This window comes from Acuticoccus sp., from assembly GCF_965213555.1.
Lineage (GTDB): Bacteria > Pseudomonadota > Alphaproteobacteria > Rhizobiales > Amorphaceae > Acuticoccus.
On record NZ_OZ243890.1, the window covers coordinates 2,125,155 to 2,146,367 of the forward strand.

The 21,213-nt window shown below is 69.0% G+C and carries 18 protein-coding genes and 2 pseudogenes; 4 read left to right on the forward strand and 16 right to left on the reverse strand.

Annotation, left to right across the window (positions count from 1 at the left end; all coding sequences use genetic code 11):
* Window positions 1-133: 133 nt before the first annotated feature.
* The 9 genes and pseudogenes from ACOOE8_RS10070 to ACOOE8_RS10110 all read right to left on the reverse strand — a co-directional run bounded on the left by ACOOE8_RS10070 (window position 134) and on the right by ACOOE8_RS10110 (window position 12,061).
* On the reverse strand, window positions 134-1,123 hold the full coding sequence (locus tag ACOOE8_RS10070; protein WP_420391347.1) for a flagellin: 990 nt from the start codon (window positions 1,121-1,123) through the stop codon (window positions 134-136).
* A 181-nt stretch (window positions 1,124-1,304) separates the two neighbouring features.
* Window positions 1,305-2,474: pseudogene (locus ACOOE8_RS10075) on the reverse strand (IS3 family transposase).
* A 180-nt stretch (window positions 2,475-2,654) separates the two neighbouring features.
* Window positions 2,655-3,692 carry a flagellin gene (locus tag ACOOE8_RS10080; protein WP_420391348.1) on the reverse strand — a complete coding sequence of 346 codons (1,038 nt, stop codon included), beginning with the start codon at window positions 3,690-3,692 and terminating at the stop codon, window positions 2,655-2,657.
* A gap of 116 nt (window positions 3,693-3,808) precedes the next feature.
* Entirely contained in the window at window positions 3,809-4,786 is a 978-nt protein-coding gene (locus tag ACOOE8_RS10085; protein ID WP_420391349.1) for a flagellin, read from the reverse strand.
* A gap of 408 nt (window positions 4,787-5,194) precedes the next feature.
* Complete coding sequence (locus tag ACOOE8_RS10090) at window positions 5,195-6,307, reverse strand: flagellin (protein WP_420391350.1); 1,113 nt, start codon at window positions 6,305-6,307, stop codon at window positions 5,195-5,197.
* A gap of 248 nt (window positions 6,308-6,555) precedes the next feature.
* On the reverse strand, window positions 6,556-7,548 hold the full coding sequence (locus tag ACOOE8_RS10095; protein ID WP_420391351.1) for a flagellin: 993 nt from the start codon (window positions 7,546-7,548) through the stop codon (window positions 6,556-6,558).
* A gap of 266 nt (window positions 7,549-7,814) precedes the next feature.
* A complete protein-coding gene (locus ACOOE8_RS10100; RefSeq protein WP_420391352.1) occupies window positions 7,815-9,164 on the reverse strand; it encodes a DUF2865 domain-containing protein in 1,350 nt (449 codons plus the stop codon).
* Window positions 9,165-9,302: 138 nt separating this feature from the next.
* The gene (locus tag ACOOE8_RS10105; RefSeq protein ID WP_420391353.1) at window positions 9,303-10,805 is read right to left on the reverse strand and encodes a UdgX family uracil-DNA binding protein; all 1,503 of its coding nucleotides are present in this window, start codon (window positions 10,803-10,805) and stop codon (window positions 9,303-9,305) included.
* Window positions 10,802-12,061 carry a putative DNA modification/repair radical SAM protein gene (locus tag ACOOE8_RS10110; protein WP_420391354.1) on the reverse strand — a complete coding sequence of 420 codons (1,260 nt, stop codon included), beginning with the start codon at window positions 12,059-12,061 and terminating at the stop codon, window positions 10,802-10,804. Before ACOOE8_RS10110 ends, ACOOE8_RS10105 begins: the two co-directional genes overlap by 4 nt.
* Before the next feature lie 196 nt (window positions 12,062-12,257).
* Between ACOOE8_RS10110 and ACOOE8_RS10115 the strand changes: the two genes are divergently transcribed.
* From ACOOE8_RS10115 to ACOOE8_RS10125, 3 genes are read left to right on the forward strand one after another with little or no spacing between them, the layout of a single operon-like run.
* Window positions 12,258-13,208: a glycine betaine ABC transporter substrate-binding protein gene (locus ACOOE8_RS10115; RefSeq protein ID WP_420391355.1), complete on the forward strand. Its 951-nt coding sequence runs from the start codon at window positions 12,258-12,260 to the stop codon at window positions 13,206-13,208.
* The gene (locus ACOOE8_RS10120) at window positions 13,205-13,852 is read left to right on the forward strand and encodes a L,D-transpeptidase (protein WP_420391356.1); all 648 of its coding nucleotides are present in this window, start codon (window positions 13,205-13,207) and stop codon (window positions 13,850-13,852) included. Before ACOOE8_RS10115 ends, ACOOE8_RS10120 begins: the two co-directional genes overlap by 4 nt.
* A gap of 11 nt (window positions 13,853-13,863) precedes the next feature.
* Entirely contained in the window at window positions 13,864-14,202 is a 339-nt protein-coding gene (locus ACOOE8_RS10125; protein ID WP_420391357.1) for a hypothetical protein, read from the forward strand.
* Window positions 14,203-14,232: 30 nt separating this feature from the next.
* On the opposite strand, the pseudogene ACOOE8_RS10130 reads toward ACOOE8_RS10125, so the two are convergent.
* The 6 genes and pseudogenes from ACOOE8_RS10130 to ACOOE8_RS10155 form a co-directional block, all read right to left on the reverse strand.
* Window positions 14,233-14,489, reverse strand: a pseudogene (locus ACOOE8_RS10130) (JAB domain-containing protein); the annotation flags it as partial.
* A gap of 19 nt (window positions 14,490-14,508) precedes the next feature.
* Window positions 14,509-15,324, reverse strand: coding sequence for a type I methionyl aminopeptidase (gene map / locus ACOOE8_RS10135; RefSeq protein WP_420391358.1), 816 nt, complete (start codon window positions 15,322-15,324; stop codon window positions 14,509-14,511).
* Window positions 15,325-15,348: 24 nt separating this feature from the next.
* Window positions 15,349-16,110 (reverse strand): DNA/RNA nuclease SfsA, encoded by a 762-nt coding sequence (gene sfsA, locus ACOOE8_RS10140; RefSeq protein WP_420391359.1) that lies wholly within the window; start codon window positions 16,108-16,110, stop codon window positions 15,349-15,351.
* Window positions 16,111-16,246: 136 nt separating this feature from the next.
* Window positions 16,247-16,750 carry an NfeD family protein gene (locus ACOOE8_RS10145; RefSeq protein WP_420391360.1) on the reverse strand — a complete coding sequence of 168 codons (504 nt, stop codon included), beginning with the start codon at window positions 16,748-16,750 and terminating at the stop codon, window positions 16,247-16,249.
* A complete protein-coding gene (locus tag ACOOE8_RS10150; protein WP_420391361.1) occupies window positions 16,747-17,958 on the reverse strand; it encodes an SPFH domain-containing protein in 1,212 nt (403 codons plus the stop codon). Before ACOOE8_RS10150 ends, ACOOE8_RS10145 begins: the two co-directional genes overlap by 4 nt.
* A gap of 146 nt (window positions 17,959-18,104) precedes the next feature.
* Entirely contained in the window at window positions 18,105-18,635 is a 531-nt protein-coding gene (locus ACOOE8_RS10155; RefSeq protein ID WP_420391362.1) for a ferritin-like domain-containing protein, read from the reverse strand.
* A gap of 199 nt (window positions 18,636-18,834) precedes the next feature.
* Here ACOOE8_RS10155 and ACOOE8_RS10160 point away from each other — a divergent pair, with 199 nt between their 5' ends.
* Complete coding sequence (locus ACOOE8_RS10160) at window positions 18,835-20,706, forward strand: YbhB/YbcL family Raf kinase inhibitor-like protein (protein ID WP_420391363.1); 1,872 nt, start codon at window positions 18,835-18,837, stop codon at window positions 20,704-20,706.
* 31 nt (window positions 20,707-20,737) lie between these two features.
* Here ACOOE8_RS10160 and ACOOE8_RS10165 read toward each other — a convergent pair whose 3' ends face one another.
* Window positions 20,738-20,938 (reverse strand): hypothetical protein, encoded by a 201-nt coding sequence (locus ACOOE8_RS10165; protein ID WP_420391364.1) that lies wholly within the window; start codon window positions 20,936-20,938, stop codon window positions 20,738-20,740.
* Window positions 20,939-21,213: the final 275 nt, after the last annotated feature.

The following is a 21,213-nucleotide window of genomic DNA, read 5'->3' on the forward strand; positions in this document are numbered from 1 at the left end:
TCGCAACTCGGCAGATCGAGCGCCCGGGCGCCTAGGGCGGTTTGGGGTTGGTTGGGACCAGCCAACCCCAAGAAGACCGCCCTCAACGAACGAGCTAGGGCATCCAGTCGGGCCCCGAAGGACCCAGGATGCTCTAGCGGAAGAGCGCGAGGATGTTCTGCGCCGAGGCGTTGGCGATGGACAGCGACTCCACCGAGAGCTGCTGCTGGGTCTGCAGCGCGCGCAGCTTGGTGGACTCCTCCTCCATGTTGGCGTCGACCAGCGCACCGATCGCCCGGGCGTTGGCGTCCATCAGCGCGGAGATGAAGCTGTGCTGCGACTCCGCGCGGGCAACGTTGACGCCGACGACGTTCTGGGCGGTCACCACCTCGGTGAGCGCCTCGTCGACGAGCTCGATGAACTTCTCGAGCACCTTGAGCTCGGCCTGGCTGTCGCCCAGGGCGCCGACTTCGATGTCGAGGATGCTTGCGTTTATTGCAGGGGTGTCGGCATCGGCACCCGTGCCCCCGGCGACGCCGTCGGCACCGAGGTCGAGCGGGCTGACCTCGCGCTGCTTGTCGAGGATGCCGGTCTTCGACGCCGTTGTGCCGTGGGCATCGGTCAGCACGAGGTTGGTGAGGTCGAGATCGATCGTCGAGATCGCGATGCCGGTCGAGGAGCGCTCGAAGGAGGCCACGACCGACTTCGTGGCGTTGTAGCCGGGGGCGCTCGTGTCGACCGCGAGGAAGTTCTGCTCGTTGATGACCGAGGCCGACGCCTTGTTCACCATGTCGGTCTGCAGGCCGGCGATCTCGGCCTGGATGTTGGTGCGGTCGACGCCCGGCTGACGCGCCGCGACGAGAAGCTCCTTCATCTTCTGAAGGCTGTCGCGGGTGGCGTCGAGGCCGTTGTAGGCGACGTCGAGCGTCGACTTGCCGATGGACAGGGCGTCCTTGACCGCCGAGAGCGCGCCGTTGTCGGACTCGGTGGTCGTCGCGATGGCCCAGTAGGCCGCGCTGTCGGACGCCTGGGCGATGCGCAGGCCGGTGGAGACGCGGTTGTTCGTCTCGTTGAGCGAGTGGTTGATCTGGCTCAGCGTCTGCAGCGCGACCATCGCCGCGGTGTTGGTGAGAAGGCTCGTCATCGTCTTTCCTCTGAAGGGTTGCGAAAGACATGCCGATGGTCGGCTCGCGCAGGGCGGCATCATGCCTTTGGCGGTCCGTGACGGCCTCGATGGGCCTGCCGCGGCGGGCGCGTGCCCGGCCAACCTGCGTGCTTTGGTGTAGCTGGTGTGGCTTTGGCGGACCTGACGTTGCCCCCAACTTCTATCCAGCGGCGCCTGGAATTCGGCGGTTAACGTCGGTAGGCGGGGCAAACCTGTCGAGGTTGGACAGGTCGTGAGAGCGACGCGGGCGCAGGATTGCTGCGGCGTAGTCGTTCGGGGTGAGCCAGCCGAGACGCGAATGCGGCCGCGTCGTGTTGTAGTCGGCGCGCCACGCAGCCAGCACAGCACGGGCATGGGGGAGCGAGCGGAACAGGCCCTCGTTCAAGAGCTCGTCTCGCAGGCGGCCGTTGAAGCTCTCGATGAAGGCGTTCTGGATCGGCTTTCCGGGCGCAATGCAGTGCCAGGCGACCCGACGCTCGTCGGCCCGTGAGAGGATCGCGTTCGCGGTCAGCTCGGTGCCGTTGTCGCTGACGATCGTCGTCGGCCGGCCGCGTTCGGCAACGAGCCGGTCGAGCTCGCGGGCAACCCGCACGCCGCAAAGCGAGGTGTCGGCGACCAGCGCCAGGCACTCGCGGGCGCGATCGTCGACGACGGTCAGGATGCACAGGCGCCTGCCGCAGGCGAGCTGGTCGGACACAAAGTCGAGCGACCAGCGCTCGTTCGGCCGGAGCGGCACGGCGAGCGGGGCTCGCGTCCCGACTGCCCTCTTGCGACCGCCGCGCTTGCGCACCGTGAGGCGTTCCCTCGCGGTCAAGCCGGAAGAGGCGCTTGTGGTTCAAGGCATAGCCTTCGCGCCGCAGCAGCACGTGCAGCCGCCGATAGCCGAACCGCCGTCGCTCGTGCGCCAGCGCTCTCAACCGTTCGCGCAGCTGACCGTCGGGCCGCCGCACCGAACGGTAACGGACCGTCATCCGGCTCGCGCCGACCACCGTGCACGCCCGCCGCTCGCTCATCTTGAACGTCGCTCGAAGATGCGCGACAGCCTCTCGCTTCGCAGCGGGCGTCACCATCTTTTTCCCAAGAGATCCTTCAGCGCCGAGTTGTCGAGCATCGCTTCGGCGAGCAGCCGCTTCAGCTTCGCGTTCTCCTCCTCGAGCCCGCGCAGCCGCTTCGCCTCGCTCACGTCCATCCCGCCGTACTTCGACTTCCAGGCGTCGAACGTCGCATCGCTCATGCCGTGACTGCGGCACAACTCGGCGACCTTCGCTCCCGCCGCACGCTCCTTCAGCACGCCGATGATCCGCTCTTGCGTGAACCTGCTGCGCTTCATGCGTTCGGTCCTCTCTGGGCCGAACTCCACTTCGCCCTGGATCAGGCGCCGGGGGCAACGTCAGACCTTGCTGCTCAAGCGCCCCGTTAGACGGTCAGTGGGCGGGTTGCCTTGCTCGTTCGTGCCGCACCGGGAGCGGGGCTGCTCAGGGGTGGACCCCCAGTCATCCCCCGTCCGCGCTTAGCGGAACAGCGCGAGGATGTTTTGCGCCGAGGCGTTGGCGACGGACAGCGACTCCACCGAGAGCTGCTGCTGGGTCTGCAGCGCGCGCAACCTGGTGGACTCCTCCTCCATGTTGGCGTCGACCAGCGCGCCGATCGCCCGCGCGTTGGCGTCGATCAGCGTGGAGATGAAGTTGTGCTGCGACTGTGCGCGCGCGAGGCTCACTCCGACGAGGTTCTGTCCCGTGATGACCTCGTTGAGGGTAAGGTCGACAGCGACGATCATGTTCTCGAGCCGCGCCATGTCGTCGGCGCTGTCGGTGAGGTCGCCGACCGGGTTGTCGTGAAGGTTCGAGGGATGTCGCTGGGTCCTTCCGGCGTGGGTGACGAGGTCAGTGATCGAGCCGATGAAGCTCGCAGCACCGGACGGCGCGGCTGGCGAAGACGAGACTTCAGCCATCCGCGAAGGGCTGGTGCTGGGGTCGAGTTCATGCTCGCGATCCAGGATGCCCTTCAGCGTGTTGGCCGCGTCGATCAGCATGATGGCGGAGACGTCGAGGTCGATCGTTGAGATGGCGAGGCCGGTCGAGGAGCGCTCGAAGGAGGCGACGATCGACTTCGTGGGGTTGTAGTCCGTCGCGCGCGCGTGGACGGACAGGAGGTTCTCCCCGTTAAATACCGAGGCAGAGACCTTGTTCTGCATGTCGCCGAGGAGGCCGTTGATCTCGGCCTGGATGTTGCTCCTGTCGACGCCCGGCTGGCGAGCTGAGATGAGCAACGCCTTCAGCTTCTGCAGGCTGTCGCGGGTGGCGTCGAGGCCGTTGTAGGCGACGTCGAGCGTCGCCTTGCCGATGGACAGGGCGTCCTTGACCGCCGAGAGCGCGCCGTTGTCGGACTGGGTGGTCGTGGCGATCGCCCAGTAGGCCGCGCTGTCGGACGCCTGGGCGATGCGCAGGCCGGTGGAGACGCGGTTGTTCGTCTCGTTGAGCGAGTGGTTGATCTGGCTTAGCGTCTGCAGCGCGACCATGGCCGCGGTGTTGGTGCGAAGGCTCGTCATCGTCTTTCCTTGGGGACTCGTGAGCGTGGGACGGGGGTCTCGCGCGGCTTGGGGGGACCCGACCAACCTGCTTCATGCGGTCGTCGTTGAACGAGCGCGGACGGGACGTAACCGCTCTAGCGGAAGAGTGCGAGGATGTTCTGCGCCGAGGCGTTGGCGACGGACAGCGACTCCACCGAGAGCTGCTGCTGGGTCTGCAGCGCGCGCAGCCTGGTGGACTCCTCCTCCATGTTGGCGTCGACCAGCGCGCCGATCGCCCGGGCGTTGGCGTCCATCAGCGCAGAGATGAAGCTGTGCTGCGACTGCGCGCGGGCGAGGTTGACGCCGACCAGGTTCTGGGCGGCGATCACTTCGCTCAGCACCGCGTCCACGTCGCCGATCCCCGCCTCGAGGGCCGCAAGGTGGGCCGCCGAGTTGGTCAAGTCGCCGACGGGCCTCTTGATCTCGGTCGTGCTCAACGCCTCGTAGGTGCGCAGGGCTAGGATGCCATGGTAGAACGTACCACCGTGGGCGAGCCTCGTCGGGAGGTTGGGCCGCGCCTTGTCGAGAAGACCGTTGGAACCGCTCAGGTCGAAGAGCAACAGGTTCGAGGTGTCGAGGTCGATCGTCGATATCGCGATGCCGGTCGAGGAGCGCTCGAAGGAGGCCACGATCGACTTCGTCATACCGACCTCGTCGTCGATCTCGGCGGACAGGAAGTTCTGCCCGTTGATCACCGACGCGGCGGCCTTGTTCTCCATGTCGGTGATGAGCCCGTCGATCTCGGCCTGGATGTTGCCGCGGTCGACGCCCGGCTGACGGGCGGCGATGAGCAGCTCCTTCAGCTTCTGCAGGCTGTCGCGGGTGGCATCGAGGCCGTTGTAGGCGACGTCGAGCGTCGCCTTGCCGATGGACAGGGCGTCCTTGACCGCCGAGAGCGCGCCGTTGTCGGACTGGGTGGTCGTGGCGATCGCCCAGTAGGCGGCGCTGTCGGACGCCTGGGCGATGCGCAGGCCGGTGGAGACGCGGTTGTTCGTCTCGTCGAGCGAGTGGTTGATCCGGTTCAGCGTCCGCAGCGCGACCATCGCCGCGGTGTTGGTGAGAAGGCTCGTCATCGTCTTTCCTTGGGTACTCGTGAACACCATGCCGATGATCGGCGGAGGCAGGGCGGCGTCATGCCTTCGCTCGGCGCGCGGGACGGGGGTCTCGCGCGGCTTGGGGGGACCCGACCAACCTGCTTCATGCGGTCGTCATCCAACGAGCGCGGACGGGACGTGGTGCGACAGTGCCATCCGCCAGCCGACGATCGCGCGAACGCTGTCCGTGCGCCCCCCGAGGCCGTCACATGTCCAACAGTCGGTAGGCTGGGCGACTGCGCGACCCCTGTCGGGCTGCCCTCAGACCATGAGGCGTCCGTCGGCTAAAAACATCCTGGGTTCATTCAAACCCAAACAAGATGCGCCAGCTCGTCGATTGAGAGCGGTCTCTTGGGCTTTTATGATTCCAGCTGACCTCGAACCGCTCTAGCGGAAGAGTGCGAGGATGTTCTGCGCCGAGGCGTTGGCGACGGACAGCGACTCCACCGAGAGCTGCTGCTGGGTCTGCAGCGCGCGCAGCCTGGTGGACTCCTCCTCCATGTTGGCGTCCACCAGCGCGCCGATCGCCCGCTCGTTGGCGTCCATCAGCGCGGAGATGAAGCCGTGCTGCGACTCGGCGCGGGCGAGGTTGACGCCGACCTGGTTCTGGGCGGCGATCACCTCGGAGAGCACGGCGTCCACGTCGCCGATGATCGCCTCGAGGTCGGCAAGGTCGGTCACCGAGTCGGTCAGGTCGGCGATGGGCCTCATGATCTCGGTGGTGCTGAAGGCCTCGTAGGTGCGCAGGGCCAGGATGCCGTGGCGGAACGCACCACCGTGGGTGTGCACCGCTGTGATGTTGGGCCGTCCCTTGTCAAGAAGGCCGTTGTCACTGCTCCCCGGGTCGATGAGCATCACGCTCCAGATGTCGAGGTCGATCGTCGAGACCGCGATGCCGGTCGAGGAGCGCTCGAACGACGCGACGATCGACTTCGTCGCGCTGAAGTCTGGGGCGTCGGTGTCGACGGACAGGAAGTTCTGCCCGTTGATCACCGAGGCCGAAGCCTTGTTCTCCATGTCGGTGATCAGGCCGTCGATCTCGGCCTGGATGTTGACACGGTCGACGCCCGGCTGACGGGCGGCGAGGAGCAGCTCCTTCAGCTTCTGCAGGCTGTCGCGGGTCGCGTCGAGGCCGTTGTAGGCGACGTCGAGCGTCGACTTGCCGATGGACAGGGCGTCCTTGACCGCCGAGAGCGCGCCGTTGTCGGACTGGGTGGTCGTCGCGATCGCCCAGTAGGCGGCGCTGTCGGACGCCTGTGAGATGCGCAGGCCGGTGGAGACGCGGTTGTTCGTCTCGTTCAGCGAGTGGTTGATCTGGCTGAGCGTCTGCAGCGCGACCATCGCTGCGGTGTTGGTGAGAAGGCTCGTCATCGTTTTTCCATGTGTACTGTTGAACACCATGCCGATGATCGGCGGAGGCAGGGCGGCGTCATGCCTTTGGTCGGCGCGTGGGACGGGGGTCTCGCGCGTCTTGGGGTGGATCCGACCAACCTGCCCCATGGGTCGTCCTCGCAGGATCGCGAACGGACGTTGCTCAAGGCGAAGCCGTCCGAGCCTACGATCGCTTGAACGTCGTCGTGCGACCGCCGGCCCCAGAGGCAACGAGAGGGGGTCGCGCGACTGCGCGACCCCCCGCACGGACCCATCGGTTGGGGCGTCGAAGGCTAAGGAGCGGTCGGCTGATGCCGTCCCGACCGTCTCAGGCCCCTGGGATGGGCGCTGTCCTCAGCCTCGAGGCGTCCGTCGGCTTAGCGGAAGAGCGCGAGGATGTTCTGCGCCGAGGCGTTGGCGATGGACAGCGACTCCACCGAGAGCTGCTGCTGGGTCTGCAGCGCGCGCAGCTTGGTGGACTCCTCCTCCATGTTGGCGTCGACCAGCGCGCCGATCGCCCGGGCGTTGGCGTCCATCAGCGCGGAGATGAAGCTGTGCTGCGACTCTGCGCGGGCGAGGTTGACGCCGACCTGGTTCTGGGCGGCGATCACGTCCGTCAGCACGGCGTCCACGCCGCCGATCATCGCCTCGAGGGCCGCAAGGTCGGTCACCGAGTCGGTCAGGTCGCCGACGGGCATCGCGTCGGGTGGGTTAATGTCGTCGTCATAGGAGCGCAGGGCGAGGATGCCGTTGCGAACTTCGCCACCGTCGTCGGTCGTCGCGGTGAGGCCGGCGCGGGCCTTGTCGAGGAGGCCGTTGTGACCGTCGTCAGCGCTATCGGCGTCGACGAGGATCAGGTTGGTGGTGTCGAGGTCGATCGTGGAGATCGCGATGCCGGTCGAGGAGCGCTCGAACGACGCGACGATCGACTTCGTGGCGTTGTAGCCGGTGGCGTCGGTGTCAACGGACAGGAAGTTCTGCTCGTTGATCACCGAGGCGGACGCCTTGTTCACCATGTCGGTGATCAGCCCGTCGATCTCGGCCTGGATGTTGCCGCGGTCGACGCCCGGCTGACGCGCCGCGATGAGCAGGTTCTTCATCTTCTGAAGGCTGTCGCGGGTCGCATCGAGGCCGTTGTACATGACGTCGAGCGTGGACTTGCCGATGGACAGGGCGTCCTTGACCGCCGAGAGCGCGCCGTTGTCGGACTCGGTGGTCGTCGCGATCGCCCAGTAGGCCGCGCTGTCGGACGCCTGGGCGATGCGCAGGCCGGTGGAGACGCGGTTGTTCGTCTCGTTGAGCGAGTGGTTGATCTGGCTCAGCGTCTGCAGCGCGACCATCGCCGCGGTGTTGGTGAGAAGGCTCGTCATCGTCTTTCCTCCGAAGGGTTGCGAAAGACATGCCGATGGTCGGCTCGCGCAGGGCGGCATCATGCCTTTGGCTCCCGCGCATCGCGCGAGGGTGGGCGCTGGCCCGACCAACCTGCTTCACGCGGATGTAGCGTGCCTTGCTTGCCGCAGGCTTGCGCGCGCCAGCTCGCGGACTTCGACGGCCCTCACCTTACCGATGGACCGACGAGCGCAGGGCGATGCGCCGCTCGCACACGCGGAAAGCAGCGACTTAGGTTCGACCGCGGTCAACCGTCCGTCGAGAACCAGATCGGCACGACGGCCTCCTGCCGCAGCGTCGTGCTCGCTGCAGCGGCCGGCGCATCGTCCGGCACCGAACGTGCCGAAGCAGCGAGGGGAACGACCGTCACGGCGGTGGTCGTTCCCAGGGAGCGGTCCGCCGGCGGAGGTGGTCCCTCCCCGAGCGTCACGTCGGAGAAGAACTGCGGGCCGACCTCGCGCACCTCGTCCGCATCGGCGAGCGCCAGGTCGACCCCGGACGGGCGGGATAGGGGCCGCGCGGGCAGCGGACCTGCGGTGGGCCGGTCCGGCCGGCTCGTGCGATCGGTCCTGAGGGGGTCGAGGGGCTTGCCCGTCTCATCGTACACGGCGCTCAACGGGGTCCACGACGCAGCGCCTGGTGACGGCACGAACGATGGCTCGGCGCTTGCCACCTGGCGCTCACCGGTCTTGCCAAGCCGGGCAAGGGCAGCCTCGGCGGTCGTGTCGACGGCCAGCGACTGCGGCTGACAGGCACAGTTCGGCAGCGCCCGCTTGCGGTAGGCGAACGCCGTGGGAAGGTCGACGTAGCTCTCCCCGGTCATCGTGGAGCGCATGCTCTCCACCGGGTTCGAGGCGTGGTGCGTGTAGAGCGACACGTCCGCCGAGGGACAACGGCCGACGCACATGGCAAGCTCGTCGTAGAAGTTGTCGGAGTGGGACCGGCTGTTGATCGGGAAGTAGAAGCCGTCGCACAGCCGCACGCAGACGGTGCGCTGGGAGCCCTCGCGTGTGTACCCCTTCGGGCGTTCGGCCGAGCGGGTGGCGCGGATCGCCTTGGCCTCACCACGGGACCTGCGCGAGCGTGGCTCGTTGAGGTCCAAGCGCTCGACGTTGGGGTCGATGCGGGCGGTCTGCACCGGCTCGCGCTCTGCCTCGCCGAAGATGCGCGAGAAGAAGTTGCCGCCGCGCCGGCGTCCGGCGGACCGGTCGAGGTAGCTGTCGGCGGTCGCGCCGTGGACGACACGGCCGCCGATCATCGTGGTGGCACGCCGGCGCGCCGGCTCGCGGGTCGCCTCCCTCGGCTCGATCCGCCGCGGCGCGCACGCGGCAGCGACCCGACGCTGCAGGGCAGCGACCTGGCCGCCTCCGCGCAGCCGACGCATCTCGGCCTCGATCCCGGTGCAAGCCCGGTGACGGCCGTACCCGCTGACGCGGTGGCAGCCGAACGCCCGGTGCCGCCCCCGCAGGTGCGCCGCCTGCGCGCCGCCGCCGCTGCTCTGCGCGGCGGCGAGTTGATTGCGCAGACTCGCGCAGGATTGTGCTTCTGCCTCCGAGACGAACAGGACCGCGACGAGGAGGACGAGCACCGTGCGCATGGAAGGTCCCGGAAATTCGCCTTACCGGCTGAGGCCTTATGTCCTAACGCAGCGGGGCAAAACCCTCAATGAACAGTAGTGCCGATGGTCGCATATCGTTAATGCTTAAAGGTTGTGTTGCCTTGATTCGCCATGACGCTAGGCTGCAATCCCCACGTCGGGCAACAGCTCGCGGAGCCGCTCGAGGTCGCCGACGAAGCGGTCGAACTCCATGCGCTTGGCGGTCTCGTCCGGCAGGCGCAGGAGGTAGGAGGGGTGGACCGTAACGAACCCCTGGCTGCCGTCCGGCCACTCCAGCGGCTCGCCGCGCACCCGGCTGATGGTAAGCGTGCGACCGGCCAGCGCCCGGGCCGCGGTCGCGCCGAGCGCCACCGTCATGCGTGGCGTGACGAGGGCGCGCTCCTGGGCGAGCCAGAAGCGGCACGCCTCGATCTCCGCGTTGTTCGGCTTCTGGTGGATGCGACGCTTGCCGCGCGGCTCGAACTTGAAGTGCTTGACGGCGTTGGTCACGAAGGTGCGCTTCCGGTCGATCTTGGCGGCGGCGAGCGCGCGGTCGAAGAGCTGGCCGGCGGGACCGACGAAGGGCCGACCTGCAAGGTCCTCCTGATCGCCGGGTTGCTCGCCGACGAACATGATCGGCGCCTCGCGTGCCCCCTCGCCGACCACCACCTGCGTCGCCGGCGCGTGGAGCGGGCAGCGCTCACAGTGGCGAGCCGCCGTGGCAAGGTCCTCCAACGACGTGATGTTCTCGGCCATCGTCGCCACTGCCTCCTCCTCGGCGCGTCGGGCCCGGCTGACCCGGGTCGAGCGCGCCGGCGCGTTGCCGGGCGCCGCGATCATGCCGGACGTGCGACGCACCGCAGTGTGGATGAGCGGCTCGATGAGCTCGGCCTCCGGCATGTTCTTCCAGTAGCGCTTCGGCATCTCGGCCTGCATCGCCTTCACCTTCAGCCGCGCTGGGTTGAAGATGGCGCCGAAGTAGGTGCGCCAAAGCTCTTCATTGACGTCGCCTTCGGGCGCCACGTCGCGCGAGGCACCGTCGCCGAGGACGAGCGTCGCGCCGTCCCAGTGCGCCGAGCGCTCCGGGGTCAGGATCGACCAGCGCATCTCGGGGAAGCGGCGCATGAAGAACGGCGCCGTCCGGTCGAGCGTGTGGTGCTCGGGCTCGAACCAGGCGACGTAGCGGGCGACACCGTCCGCGTCCGTCGTCTCGCGGAAGCGCACGAACGCCTTCATCTTGTGGGAGCAGCGGCGCACGTTCTTGGCGAGCTGATGGGCGCGGGCGACGTCCGGATCGCTGGCGACCTTCAGGAGGTGGGGCTCCCTCCGGAAGCGCTCCAGCATGCGGTGCGCGAGCTCGAAGCGGTCGGCCGCGCGATGGCAGACGACGTCCGCGGCGAGCTCGGCGAACGCACGGGGCGCCCGCGGTGCGTCCTCCTGGGAGGGCTCGGGGAGCTCGTCCACCGTGCGGCCGATGCCGAAGAGGCCGCGCTCCGCCTCGCCGACACACCACGTCACGTCGCGCGAGGCGACGTCGGCCGCGACGAGGCGTCGGGCGGCCGACCGGAAGGTGTCGAAGTCCGCGGCGTGGGCGAGGCGCACGCGCCAGCGTGTCGCCGCCGTGTCGTCAAGCGACCTCATGCCGCGAACAGGTCGAGCTGACGCGCTGGCTTGAGGAAGCGATCGCGCAGGTCCGCGGCCTCGAGGAGGCGCGCCGGCTGCCACCCCTCGAGGGCGATGAAGGGCTTGGCGCGCTTGGCGGTGGGAGTCAGCCGCGCGAGGTCCTCGAACCTGAGGCGCCGGTAGCGACGCGTGCGAACCACCGCGTCCACCGCCTTCACGCCGAGGCCAGGCACGCGCAACAGCCGCTCGCGGGGCGCGGTGTTGAGATCGATGGGGAAGGCCTCGCGGTGGGCGATCGCCCAAGCGAGCTTGGGGTCGATCTCGAGGTCAAGCATGCCTGTCGGCGCAGCGTCGCGGATGTCGTCGAGCTCGAACCCGTAGAACCTCGTCAGCCAGTCCGCCTGGTAGAGCCTATGCTCTCGTTCGAGGGGTGGAGCGGCGGGGGGCAGGGCGCTCGAGGCATCCGGGATCGGTGAGAACGCGCTGTAGTAGACCCTGCGCAGGTCATAGGCCGTGTAGAGGTTGCGGCTGGTCGTGAGGATCGACAGGTCGCTCGCGCCGTCCGCGCCCACGATCATCTGCGTCGACTGTCCGGCAGGCGCGAAGCGAGCCGGCTTCGACTTGCGCTGGATCGTGCGCTCGCGCGACGCGTCGATGCCGTTCTTCAGCGACGCCATCGACGCCTTGATGGTGCGGGCCGACTTCTCCGGCGCGAACGCCCTCAACCCGGTCTCTGTGGGCAGCTCGATGTTGATGGACAGCCGGTCGGCCCAGCGTCCGGCCTCGTCGATGAGCTCCGGCGACGCGTCGGGGATCGTCTTCAGGTGGATGTAGCCGTGGAACGAGTGGGTCTGCCGCAGCGTCCGCGCCACCTCGACGAGCTGCTCCATGGTGTGGTCGGCCGAGCGCACGATGCCGGACGACAGGAACAGTCCCTCGATGTAGTTGCGCCGGTAGAACGACAGCGTGAGGTCGACGACCTCCTGCGGGGTGAACGCCTCCCGCTCCACGGCGGACGACACGCGGTTCACGCAATACGCGCAGTCGAAGATGCAGGCGTTGGTGAGGAGGAGCTTGAGGAGCGAGATGCACCGACCGTCAGGGGCATAGGCGTGACAGATCCCCGACCCCTCGGTGGAGCCGATGCCGCCCGAAGCCTTCGCGTTGCGCTTGGCGGTCCCGGACGAGGCGCAGGACGCATCGTACTTCGCGGCATCGGCGAGGATGGCGAGCTTGTCGATCAGCGATCGCTTGCGTCCGGTGGGTCCGGGCATGATGTCCTCGGTTGGCGGCCTTCCTGATCGGCCTGCCTCGGTTCCGCCTTTGTTCGATATGTTGCATTAGGGCGGCCGCGTAAAGGGTGACAGCTCGCCTGTTGACGAAGCGCCAGGACGCCGTCGCGACGGCAGGCACAGGGTTGCGGTTCGCGGACGGTCGTGCACCGTTCGGCAGTCGAACCTGGAGATTGACTTGCGAATCGTCCTTGCAGCGACCCTTGCGGCAACAGCGCTCTGCTCCGCGTCCATGGCGGCGCCCACCACCGTGATCGTCGGCGTTCCGAACTGGCCGTCCGCGCGTGTGACGGCGCAGATCATCGCGCAGGTGCTCGAAGCTCGCTACGATGTCGAGGTGCGGTTGAGGCCCATCGGCACGGTCGAGCTGTTCGATGCCATCGACCGCGGCGAGGTCGACGTTCACCCCGAGGTCTGGCTGCCGAACCTCCAGCGCTTCGTGGAGATCTACCGCGACGAGCGGGGCACCATGCAGCTCGCCCCGAACGGGACCGAGGCTCGCCAGAGCCTATGCACGACGCAAGCCACGGTGGAGACGACCGGGCTCGACCAAGTGTCCGACCTTGCCGACCCTGCGATGGCACGGCACTTCGACACGGACGGCGACGGCCGGGGCGAGATGTGGATCGGCGACCGGGAGTGGTCGTCGACCCGCATCGAGAGGGTGCGTGCGAGGAGCTACGGCTACGGCGAGACGATGCTGCTCCTCACGATGCCCGAGGACCTCGCCATGGCCTCGGTGGACGTTGCAGCCGCGACCGGCGCGCCCATCGTGTTCTACTGCTACGCGCCGCACCACGTGTTCGCCCTGCACGACGTCGTCGTGCTCGACGAGCCCGCGCACGACCCGTCCACCTGGCACATCGTGCAGGCGGAGGACGATCCGGCGTGGCTCGACCGGTCGCGCGCGGGCAGCGCGTGGCAACCGTCCACCTTCCGCGTCGGCTACGCGACCGATTTCGCGCTCGATCATCCCGCACTCGCGGCCTTCCTAGACAAGGTGCAGCTGACCGAGGCCGAGGCCGAGCGAGTGACCTACGCGGTCCACGTCGAGGGCCGTGCGCCCCACGAGGTCGCCGCCGGGTGGATCGCCCAGAACCGGGCCAAGCTCGCCGGGTGGACCCGATGAGGCGCCGCACGTTCCTCGCCGGCCTCGCGGCGTGCGTCGCCTCCGCGGGCGCAGCGCGAGCGACGGAGATCTTCGATCCGCAGACCCGCACCTGGGTGCCCTACGATCCCCAGCGCGCCGCGCAGTACTATCGCATGCACGGCAGCGTGCCTGCGGACTTCACGCGGCAGGTGGTGACGTTCAGGACCGCCGAGGTGCCGGGGACGGTCGTCATCGACGGCAACCAGCACTTCTTGTACTTTGTGCTGGGCGGCTTCCAAGCCATCCGCTACGGCATCGGCGTCGGCCGCGAGGGCTTCGGCTGGGCGGGCATCGTCCAGGTGGGCCGCAAGCAGGAGTGGCCGACCTGGACCCCGCCACCGGAGATGGTCGAGCGCGATCCGAAGGCTGCCCAGTGGGCGAACGGCATGCCCGGCGGGCCGGAGAACCCCCTCGGCGCCCGCGCGATCTACCTCTACGAGGGCACCCGCGACACGATCTACCGCATCCACGGGACCAACGAGCCATGGTCCATCGGGCTCGACATCTCCTCGGGCTGCATACGAATGAACAACGACGACGTCGTCGACCTCTACGACCGGGTGGAGGTCGGCGCGAAGGTGATCGTCCTGATGCAGGGCGCGGCGCTCTACCGCGGCGTTTGAGGGAGGCAACCATGACGGTTTCGAGGGGCGCAGCGCTCGCGGTCTTGGCGTGCGGTCTTGGAGGTGCGCTCGGAGCGTGCCAGTCCTCACGCCCCGCGGATGTGCCGGTCGCGTCGGTGGAGCCGCCGGCGGCCTCGGTGCGCCAGTCCGGCACCACCGCACCGGCCGACCTGCAGCTCCTGTGCGCGAGCCAAGCGGCGAGCGAGCTCGGTGCGGCCGGCGAGGTCCTGCCCGTCGCCTCGACGCTGACCCCGTCCGGAGCCTACGCGGTGGAGCTCAGCGTCGACGGTGGGAGGGCCACCTGCCTCGTCCGCGAGGATGGCACGGTTGAGGAGATCGCCCGGGCTTGAGGGCTGGCCGCCCCTCCGCCAACCAGGCGCTCAAAGGTGTCCTTCGGCGTGCAATGAGGCCGCTGAGCTGGCGTCGATGACGAGGTGATCGTGCACTGCGATCCCGCGCGGGCGCGTTGCCTCGACGATTCTCCTCGTCATCGACGTCGGGCTCCGGACGGCGTCGGATCCCCCGACGGATGGTCGTGGGCGAGGATCACCGCGCTGGCGCCGTGCTCCAGCGCGCGCTTGACCACCTCGCGCCGGTAGACCGGTGCGTGGTCCACCGTGCCGGGGCCGGCGCGCTCAGGTGAGCAAGCGGTTGGACTATAGGTTGGAGACCATCCGTGGGGAGGGGGTGAACACCTCGCAGCCGTCCGGCGTCACCCCGACGGTGTGCTCGTACTGAGCCGACAGCGAGCGGTCGCGTGTCACCGCGGTCCAGCCGTCGGACAGCACCTTCACGTGCGGCCGGCCGAGGTTCACCATCGGCTCGATGGTGAAGATCATGCCGGGCTGCAACCGCACTCCGTCGCCAGGGCGGCCGTAGTGCAGGATGTTCGGCATGTCGTGGAACAGGCGGCCGACGCCGTGGCCGCAGAACTCCCGGACCACCGAGCAGCGTTCGCCCTCCACGTAAGTCTGGATCGCGTAGCCGATGTCCCCTGTGGTGTTCCCTGGCCTCACCTGCGCCACGCCGAGCTCCAAGGCGTGCAGCGTCACCTGAAGCAGCCGGTCGGCGGCGCGGCGCACGTCGCCGACCCGGTACATGCGCGAGGAGTCCCCGTGCCAGCCGTCGAGGATCAGCGTGACGTCGACGTTGACGACGTCCCCCTCCTTCAGCGCCTTGTTGGAGGGGATGCCATGGCACACCACGTGGTTGATCGAGGTGCACGACGCCTTGCGATAGCCGCGGTAGTACAGCGTCGCGGGGATCGCGCCGTGCGACGTGGCGAAGTCTAGCACGAAGTCGTCGATGGCCTGGGTGGTCACGCCGGGCGCGATGATCTCCTCGAGCGCGTCGAGGCAGCGCGCGGTGAGCCCCCCCGCCGCGTGCATGCCGCTGAACGCGTCCGCCCCGTAGAGCCGCACCTGCCCGGTGTTGCGCGCGGGCGCGACGTCCGCGTCGATGAACTCCACCATGTGCGCCTCGTTGCGTCCGACGCGCTATGTCGGCCCTAGCGCTGCCGTTGGCAAGGCGGCGGCTTCTGCTCGCCCGGTCGCAAGGTCGAGGACCGGGATGGTGCGCTCGGCGGTGATGCCCTCGCGATCGACGCGGCAGCGCAGCGCCACCATCGCGACGCCCGCCGCCGCCGCTGCGTCGAAGGCCGCGGCGTAGGCGGGGTCGATGTGGCGGGCGAGGCGGAACACCTCGCAGTCGTGGCGCTGGATGAGAAACAGCATCATCGCACGCTCGCCCTCGGCGACGACGTGGGCGAGCGCAGCGAGGTGCTTGGCGCCGCGCAGCGTCACGCAGTCCGGGAACGAGGCCTCGCCGGCGCGCTCAACGAGGTGGACGTTCTTGACCTCGACGAACGTGCGCCGTCCGTCGGGCCCGGTGAGCAGGAGGTCGACGCGCTCGGCCGTCCCGTAACGCACCTCGGGGCGCACGGCGATCGAGGCGGGGAGCGGCGCATGGCCGGCGCGCGCGAGGGCCAGCGCCACGCGGTTGGGGTTCTGCGTGTTGGCGCCGACCCAGACGCCGTCTGCCTCCACCGCCTCGAGGGTGTAGGCAAGCCGCCGCTTCGGGTTCGCCGCGCGGGACAACAGGACGCGCGCGTCGGGCCGCGTCAGCCCGGTCATCGCCCCAGTGTTGGGGCAGTGCGCGGTGAGCCGGGTGCCGTCGGCGAGGGCGACGTCGAGGAGGAAGCGTTGCCGGCGCTCGAGCCAGACGGCGTCGAGGAGCGGGCCGAAGCGATGGGCGAGCATATGCACATCCTGCACAGCGCCCTGCGCCTGAGAAGCCCTCGAAGGCGTCGGACAACAACCCGTCGGGGGAGGACGTCCCCGACCGCTCCGCAAATGGCGCCTGGTTGGCGCGGACCCCCAATTGCCAGCGACCGCGTCAGCCGGCGACAGCGTTCGTCGCCTCCGCGGACACCGCGACAGGCTCGACCGCGAGCGTCGCCGCCTCGACGCCGACGACGCGCACCCGCGTGCCGGCCGGCAGGTCCGGCCCCGCCACGCGCCACAGGCTGTCGCCCCACGTGACGCGGCCGGTGCCGCCGACGATGGGCTCGGCGAGGATGACCTCCCGGCCGATGTAGGCCGTCGGGCTGCGGTTCACGCGGTCGGCACCGTCGTCGGGGCGCCGGCCCACCACGAGGCGCGCCGCGAGGACGGCGACGGCGGCGAACGCGATGAAGGAGACCATCTGCATCTCCCACCCGACCGCCTCGCCGAGCAGCGCCGGCCCGGCGAGCCCGACGGTGCCGGTCAGCGAGGCCGCGAGGCCGAACCAGATGAGGTTGACGCCGGGCAGCACGACCTCGGCGATGAAGAACAACGCGCCGACGATGAACCAGGCGTACGGACCAAGGTCGCGCAGGACGGCAAGGACGAGCATCATCGGCCCTCTCCCGCCTCGGCGCGCAACCGCTCGGCGAGCACGTCAGTCGCCGCGCTCAGGCGGCGCGCGCGCTCCTCGCGCGACGGTGCGGGTGGGGCGTCCACCGCGACGTCGGCCGCTTCATCCGTCGCCGCACCCTCGCCGACAGCGGGCGGCTCGGCGCTGCCGCGCAGGGGTACGGGCGCCGGAGGCGCGTTGCCGCTCGCCCGCGCCACGGCGCGCCCGAGCTCACGAGGCGACGGGTCCGTCTGCGGCCGGGACGTAGGAGGGTCGCCACCGAACGCCTCGCGCGCGATCTCGGCGATGCCGGCGAGCGAGCCCAGCGTCGCCACAGCATCGATGGGCAGGATCAGCGTGCGCTGGTTGGGCGCCGCAGCGAGGTCGCGCAGGGCACCGACGTAGCGGTCCGCCACGAAGTAGTTGATCGCCTGCACCGACCCGTCCTCGATGGCGCGCGACACCGAACGGGTGGCGGTCGCCTCCGCCTCGGCGCTGCGCTCGCGCGCCTCGGCATCGCGGTAGGCGGCCTCGCGACGCCCCTCAGCGGCGAGGATGAGGGACTGCTTCTCGCCCTCGGCCCGGGCGATCGCGGCGAGCCGTGCGCCGTCGGCCTCAAGCACCAGCGCGCGCTTCTCACGCTCCGCCTTCATCTGCCGCGCCATCGCCGCGGTGAGGTCGGGTGGAGGGTTGATGTCCTTGATCTCGATGCGGGTGATCTTCACCCCCCACGGATCCACCGCGGCGTCGACCACCCGCAGGACCCGCGAGTTGATCTCGTCGCGGTTGGACAACAGCTCGTCGAGGTCCATGGACCCCATGACGGAGCGGATGTTCGTCATGGTGAGGTTGAGGATGCCGACCTCGAGGTCCGTCACCTCGTAGGCGGCGCGCGCCGCGTCGAGCACCTGGAAGAACGTCACACCGTTCGCGGTCACGGTCGCGTTGTCGCGGGTGATGACCTCCTGGCTCGGCACGTCGAGCACCTGCTCGCGCATGCTGATCTTCCCGCCGATGCGCTCGACGAAGGGGGTCAGGATGTTCAGCCCCGGTCGCAGCGTCCGGGTGTACCGCCCGAACCGCTCGACGGTGTAGTGCATCCCCTGCGGCACCGTCTTCACCGCGGCGACGATCACCACGAAGACGAGGACCGCGACGGCGATCAGGTAAAGGTTGACGCCAAGGTCGAACGGCAGCACCGCGAACTCCACCAAACATCGTGTCAGGATGTGGGCATCGCGAGGCGGCAGCGCAAATCAGGTCGCATGGGGTCTGGGAGACAGCCCTCCCGACGCGCTGGACCGGCGCGGACGGCCGCGCCGCCGCCCGCACCGGTCCGATCGAGCCGGAGGGTGGCCTAGCGCGAGGCGTTGGCACCCGCCGTTTCGAGGGAGACATACTTGCGCGTCACGTCCGAGACCATCGGGCGCAGCGTGCGGACCATCTCCTCCTCCTCACGCAGCGAGGTTTGCAATGGCGAGGTGTCGGAGTGTCCCGCGGCCTCAGCCATCACGAGAAGCGAATCGTAGGATGCGACCTCGTAGTTCTCGAAGCCGTAGCCGGCGAACAGGTTCTTCAGGACCTCGTCCTCCGCAGCGGCGTGGGTCAGGGTCGGGATCTGCCCCACGAGCCCCATCACCCCTTCCTTGAAGGAGGACGCGCTCTCGCCATACTGCGACATCAGCGCCTCGAGCCGCTCGGCCTGCGCCTGCGTCTCGTCCCGGTGACGACGCAGCGCAGCGTGCAGCTCCGGGTAACGCTCAAGGCGCTCGATCTGGTTGTCGAGGATCGACAGGCCCTGCTTCTCGAGCCCGTGGGTGTTTTTGAGGCCGGTCACGAAGACGTCGAACGCCGGCCTCTCGCGGTCGACCGTTGCAGTCATCGCCATAGAAGGCTCCGTTTCGAAGAAGGCTCCGTTTCGATTGGATCGATCCTCGCAACGCGCGGTTCCCCCAGGTGTTCCTGTCAGCCCCGTTCAGCCCCGTGCGGCCGTGGGCCGCGCGACCGAGTGACGAACCGCACTGCTGGTCCGTCGTTCTGCCAAGGAGCGGTTCGACCGCCGCCAATCCAACAAGGGGGATGCCTTGATGCTAAGAACCGCAGCAATCCTGCTCGGCAGCGTCTCGCTATGCGCGACCGCCGCGGCTCAGCAGGCGGCCGACCTCCCCGCGAAGCTGCCCCCGACCCACGAGCAGCTCGACGATCCGCGGTCCGCGAACGTCACCGTCGTCGGGCACGTGCTGGAGCCGGTGCAGCTGGAGCCGACCCGCGAGCGCATCGACCGGCTGTCCAAGCCCGCCGGCTTCGAGGTCGAGGTGTTCGCCCAGGACCTTGTCAACCCGCGCATGATCGCGGTCGCCGACGACGGCACGCTCTACGTCACACGGCGCAGCGTCGGCGACGTCCTCATGCTGCGCGACACGGACGGAGACGGCCGCGCGGACGAGCGGCAGGTGGTCGCCTCCCGTCCCATGATGCACGGCATCGACGTCGACGGGACGGACGTCTACCTGACCACGGTGGCGGAGGTGTACCGCACCAAGCGCCGCGCGGACGGCTCCCTGGAGCCCCTGACGCGCATCATCGACGACCTGCCGGCGGGCGGCCAGCACCCCAACCGCACGGTCGTGATGGGGCCGGACGGCAAGCTCTACATCTCCGTCGGCTCCACCTGCAACGCGTGCGGCGAGACCGACCCTGAGAATGCCACGATGGTGCGCGCCGAGCCGGACGGGTCCTCGCGCACCATCTTCGCGTCCGGCCTGCGCAACACCATCGGCTATGCCTTCGAGCCCTCGACCGGCGAGCTGTGGGGGATGGACCATGGCATCGACTGGCTCGGTGACAACGAGCAGCACGAGGAGCTGAACCACATCGTCGCGGGCGCCAAGTACGGCTGGCCCTACATCTACGGCGACGGCAAGTTCAACCCGCAGGACGCCCCGCCCAACGGCATCACCATGGAGGAGTGGGCGGCTGAGAGCGCCGAGCCGGTCGGCCTGTACGTGCCGCACTCGGCACCGATGCAGCTCACCTTCTACACGGGCGATGCGTTTCCCGAGGAGTACCGTGGCGACGCCTACATCGCGATGCGCGGGTCGTGGAACCGCAAGCCGCCCTCCGGCTACGAGGTGCTGCGCATCGACTTCGAGGACGGTCGGCCGGTGGGCTTTGAGCCGTTCATCACCGGCTTCCTGATGGAGGACGAGGCGAGCCCAACCGGCTGGGGCCAGATGGGCCGCATCGCGGGCCTCGCCGAGGGTCCGGACGGCGCGCTGTACCTGTCCGACGACACCAACGGGGTGATCTACCGCATCGCCTACGCCGGCGACGGCGAGCCCGGCACCGCGTCGCTCCGGCCGACCAACGAGGCTGGCGCCTCGGTGCGCATGACGATGGCTGACCCGCCGGAGAAGCCCGCGGCGAAGGTCGGCGAACTCGCCAAGGACATCGTGACGCCGAGCGGCGGACCCATCGAGGTGACCTCGACGGCGTTCGAGGACGGCGCGCCCATCCCGGACACCCACGCCGCGGAGGGTGACAACATCTCGCCGCCGCTCGACTGGGGCGCGGGGCCGGACGGCACGGCGAGCTACGTCGTGCTGATGGAGGATCCCGACGTCGCGAACGACGCGCCGTTCGTCCACTGGGTCGCCTACAACATCCCGGCCGACGTGACGGAGCTTGTCGAGGGCGTGCCCGGCACGCCGAAGGTCGCCGAGCCTGAGGGGATGCTGCAGGGCGCCAACGACCGCGGCTCGACGGGCTACTACGGGATGCGCCCACCGATCGGGGACCCCGCGCACGCCTACCACATCATGGTGTTCGCCCTCGACACCATGCTCGACCTGCCGCACGGCGCCTCGCGTCAGGAGGTGGTCGACGCGATGGAGGGGCACGTCCTGTCCGTTGGCGAGGTCGTCGGCACCTACGAGCGCACCGAGGTCGCCGCGAACTGAGTGGTGTTCCGGCGCGCGCGCCGGACCGGGTTCATTTGGAGGCGCGGCGCTTGGCGGCACGCGCCTCGCTAAAGGGCTTGTTCCAGTCGCCAGCCATGATGGAGCCGTACGGGTCCACGTGGTCGACGATCCTGGCAAGCCCGAACGCCGCAATCTGCGCCTCGATGGCCTGCGGCCGCCTGGAGGCGGACGGCAGCTCCGAAAGGTCCGGCGCGCTGCGGTCGAAGCGCACGTCGGGCCCCCGCGTCTCTCCGGCGAGGACGTCCCCCGCGAGGGGAGACAATGTGCGCCGACGGCTCGATGAAGGAGTTGAGGAACGGGTTCATCTGGAACGCCGCCATCACCGCGTTCGAAGGCCGCGCTGCGTCCTACCGCGCGCCGCCGCCGGAGTACGTCACCTTGCGGCCGGCGTCGAGGAGGTGCGCGGAATCAAGGTCAGCGACGACGGAGATCGCCACCGAGCAGCCGATGTCCGCCGAGCGCATGCCCGGATGGATCGCGGTCGCT

Excerpts from the sequence above, each read along its gene's own strand:
- ACOOE8_RS10155 (WP_420391362.1), bottom strand. The coding sequence starts at position 18,635 with ATGGCGATGACTGCAACGGTCGACCGCGAGAGGCCGGCGTTCGACGTC.
- ACOOE8_RS10085 (WP_420391349.1), bottom strand. The coding sequence starts at position 4,786 with ATGACGAGCCTTCTCACCAACACCGCGGCGATGGTCGCGCTGCGGACG.
- ACOOE8_RS10125 (WP_420391357.1), top strand. The coding sequence starts at position 13,864 with ATGACGGTTTCGAGGGGCGCAGCGCTCGCGGTCTTGGCGTGCGGTCTT.
- ACOOE8_RS10080 (WP_420391348.1), bottom strand. The coding sequence starts at position 3,692 with ATGACGAGCCTTCGCACCAACACCGCGGCCATGGTCGCGCTGCAGACG.
- ACOOE8_RS10145 (WP_420391360.1), bottom strand. The coding sequence starts at position 16,750 with ATGATGCTCGTCCTTGCCGTCCTGCGCGACCTTGGTCCGTACGCCTGG.
- ACOOE8_RS10105 (WP_420391353.1), bottom strand. The coding sequence starts at position 10,805 with ATGAGGTCGCTTGACGACACGGCGGCGACACGCTGGCGCGTGCGCCTC.
- ACOOE8_RS10110 (WP_420391354.1), bottom strand. The coding sequence starts at position 12,061 with ATGCCCGGACCCACCGGACGCAAGCGATCGCTGATCGACAAGCTCGCC.
- sfsA (WP_420391359.1), bottom strand. The coding sequence starts at position 16,110 with ATGCTCGCCCATCGCTTCGGCCCGCTCCTCGACGCCGTCTGGCTCGAG.
- ACOOE8_RS10090 (WP_420391350.1), bottom strand. The coding sequence starts at position 6,307 with ATGGGGCAGGTTGGTCGGATCCACCCCAAGACGCGCGAGACCCCCGTC.
- ACOOE8_RS10070 (WP_420391347.1), bottom strand. The coding sequence starts at position 1,123 with ATGACGAGCCTTCTCACCAACACCGCGGCGATGGTCGCGCTGCAGACG.
- ACOOE8_RS10120 (WP_420391356.1), top strand. The coding sequence starts at position 13,205 with ATGAGGCGCCGCACGTTCCTCGCCGGCCTCGCGGCGTGCGTCGCCTCC.
- ACOOE8_RS10160 (WP_420391363.1), top strand. The coding sequence starts at position 18,835 with ATGCTAAGAACCGCAGCAATCCTGCTCGGCAGCGTCTCGCTATGCGCG.
- ACOOE8_RS10095 (WP_420391351.1), bottom strand. The coding sequence starts at position 7,548 with ATGACGAGCCTTCTCACCAACACCGCGGCGATGGTCGCGCTGCAGACG.
- map (WP_420391358.1), bottom strand. The coding sequence starts at position 15,324 with ATGGTGGAGTTCATCGACGCGGACGTCGCGCCCGCGCGCAACACCGGG.
- ACOOE8_RS10100 (WP_420391352.1), bottom strand. The coding sequence starts at position 9,164 with ATGCGCACGGTGCTCGTCCTCCTCGTCGCGGTCCTGTTCGTCTCGGAG.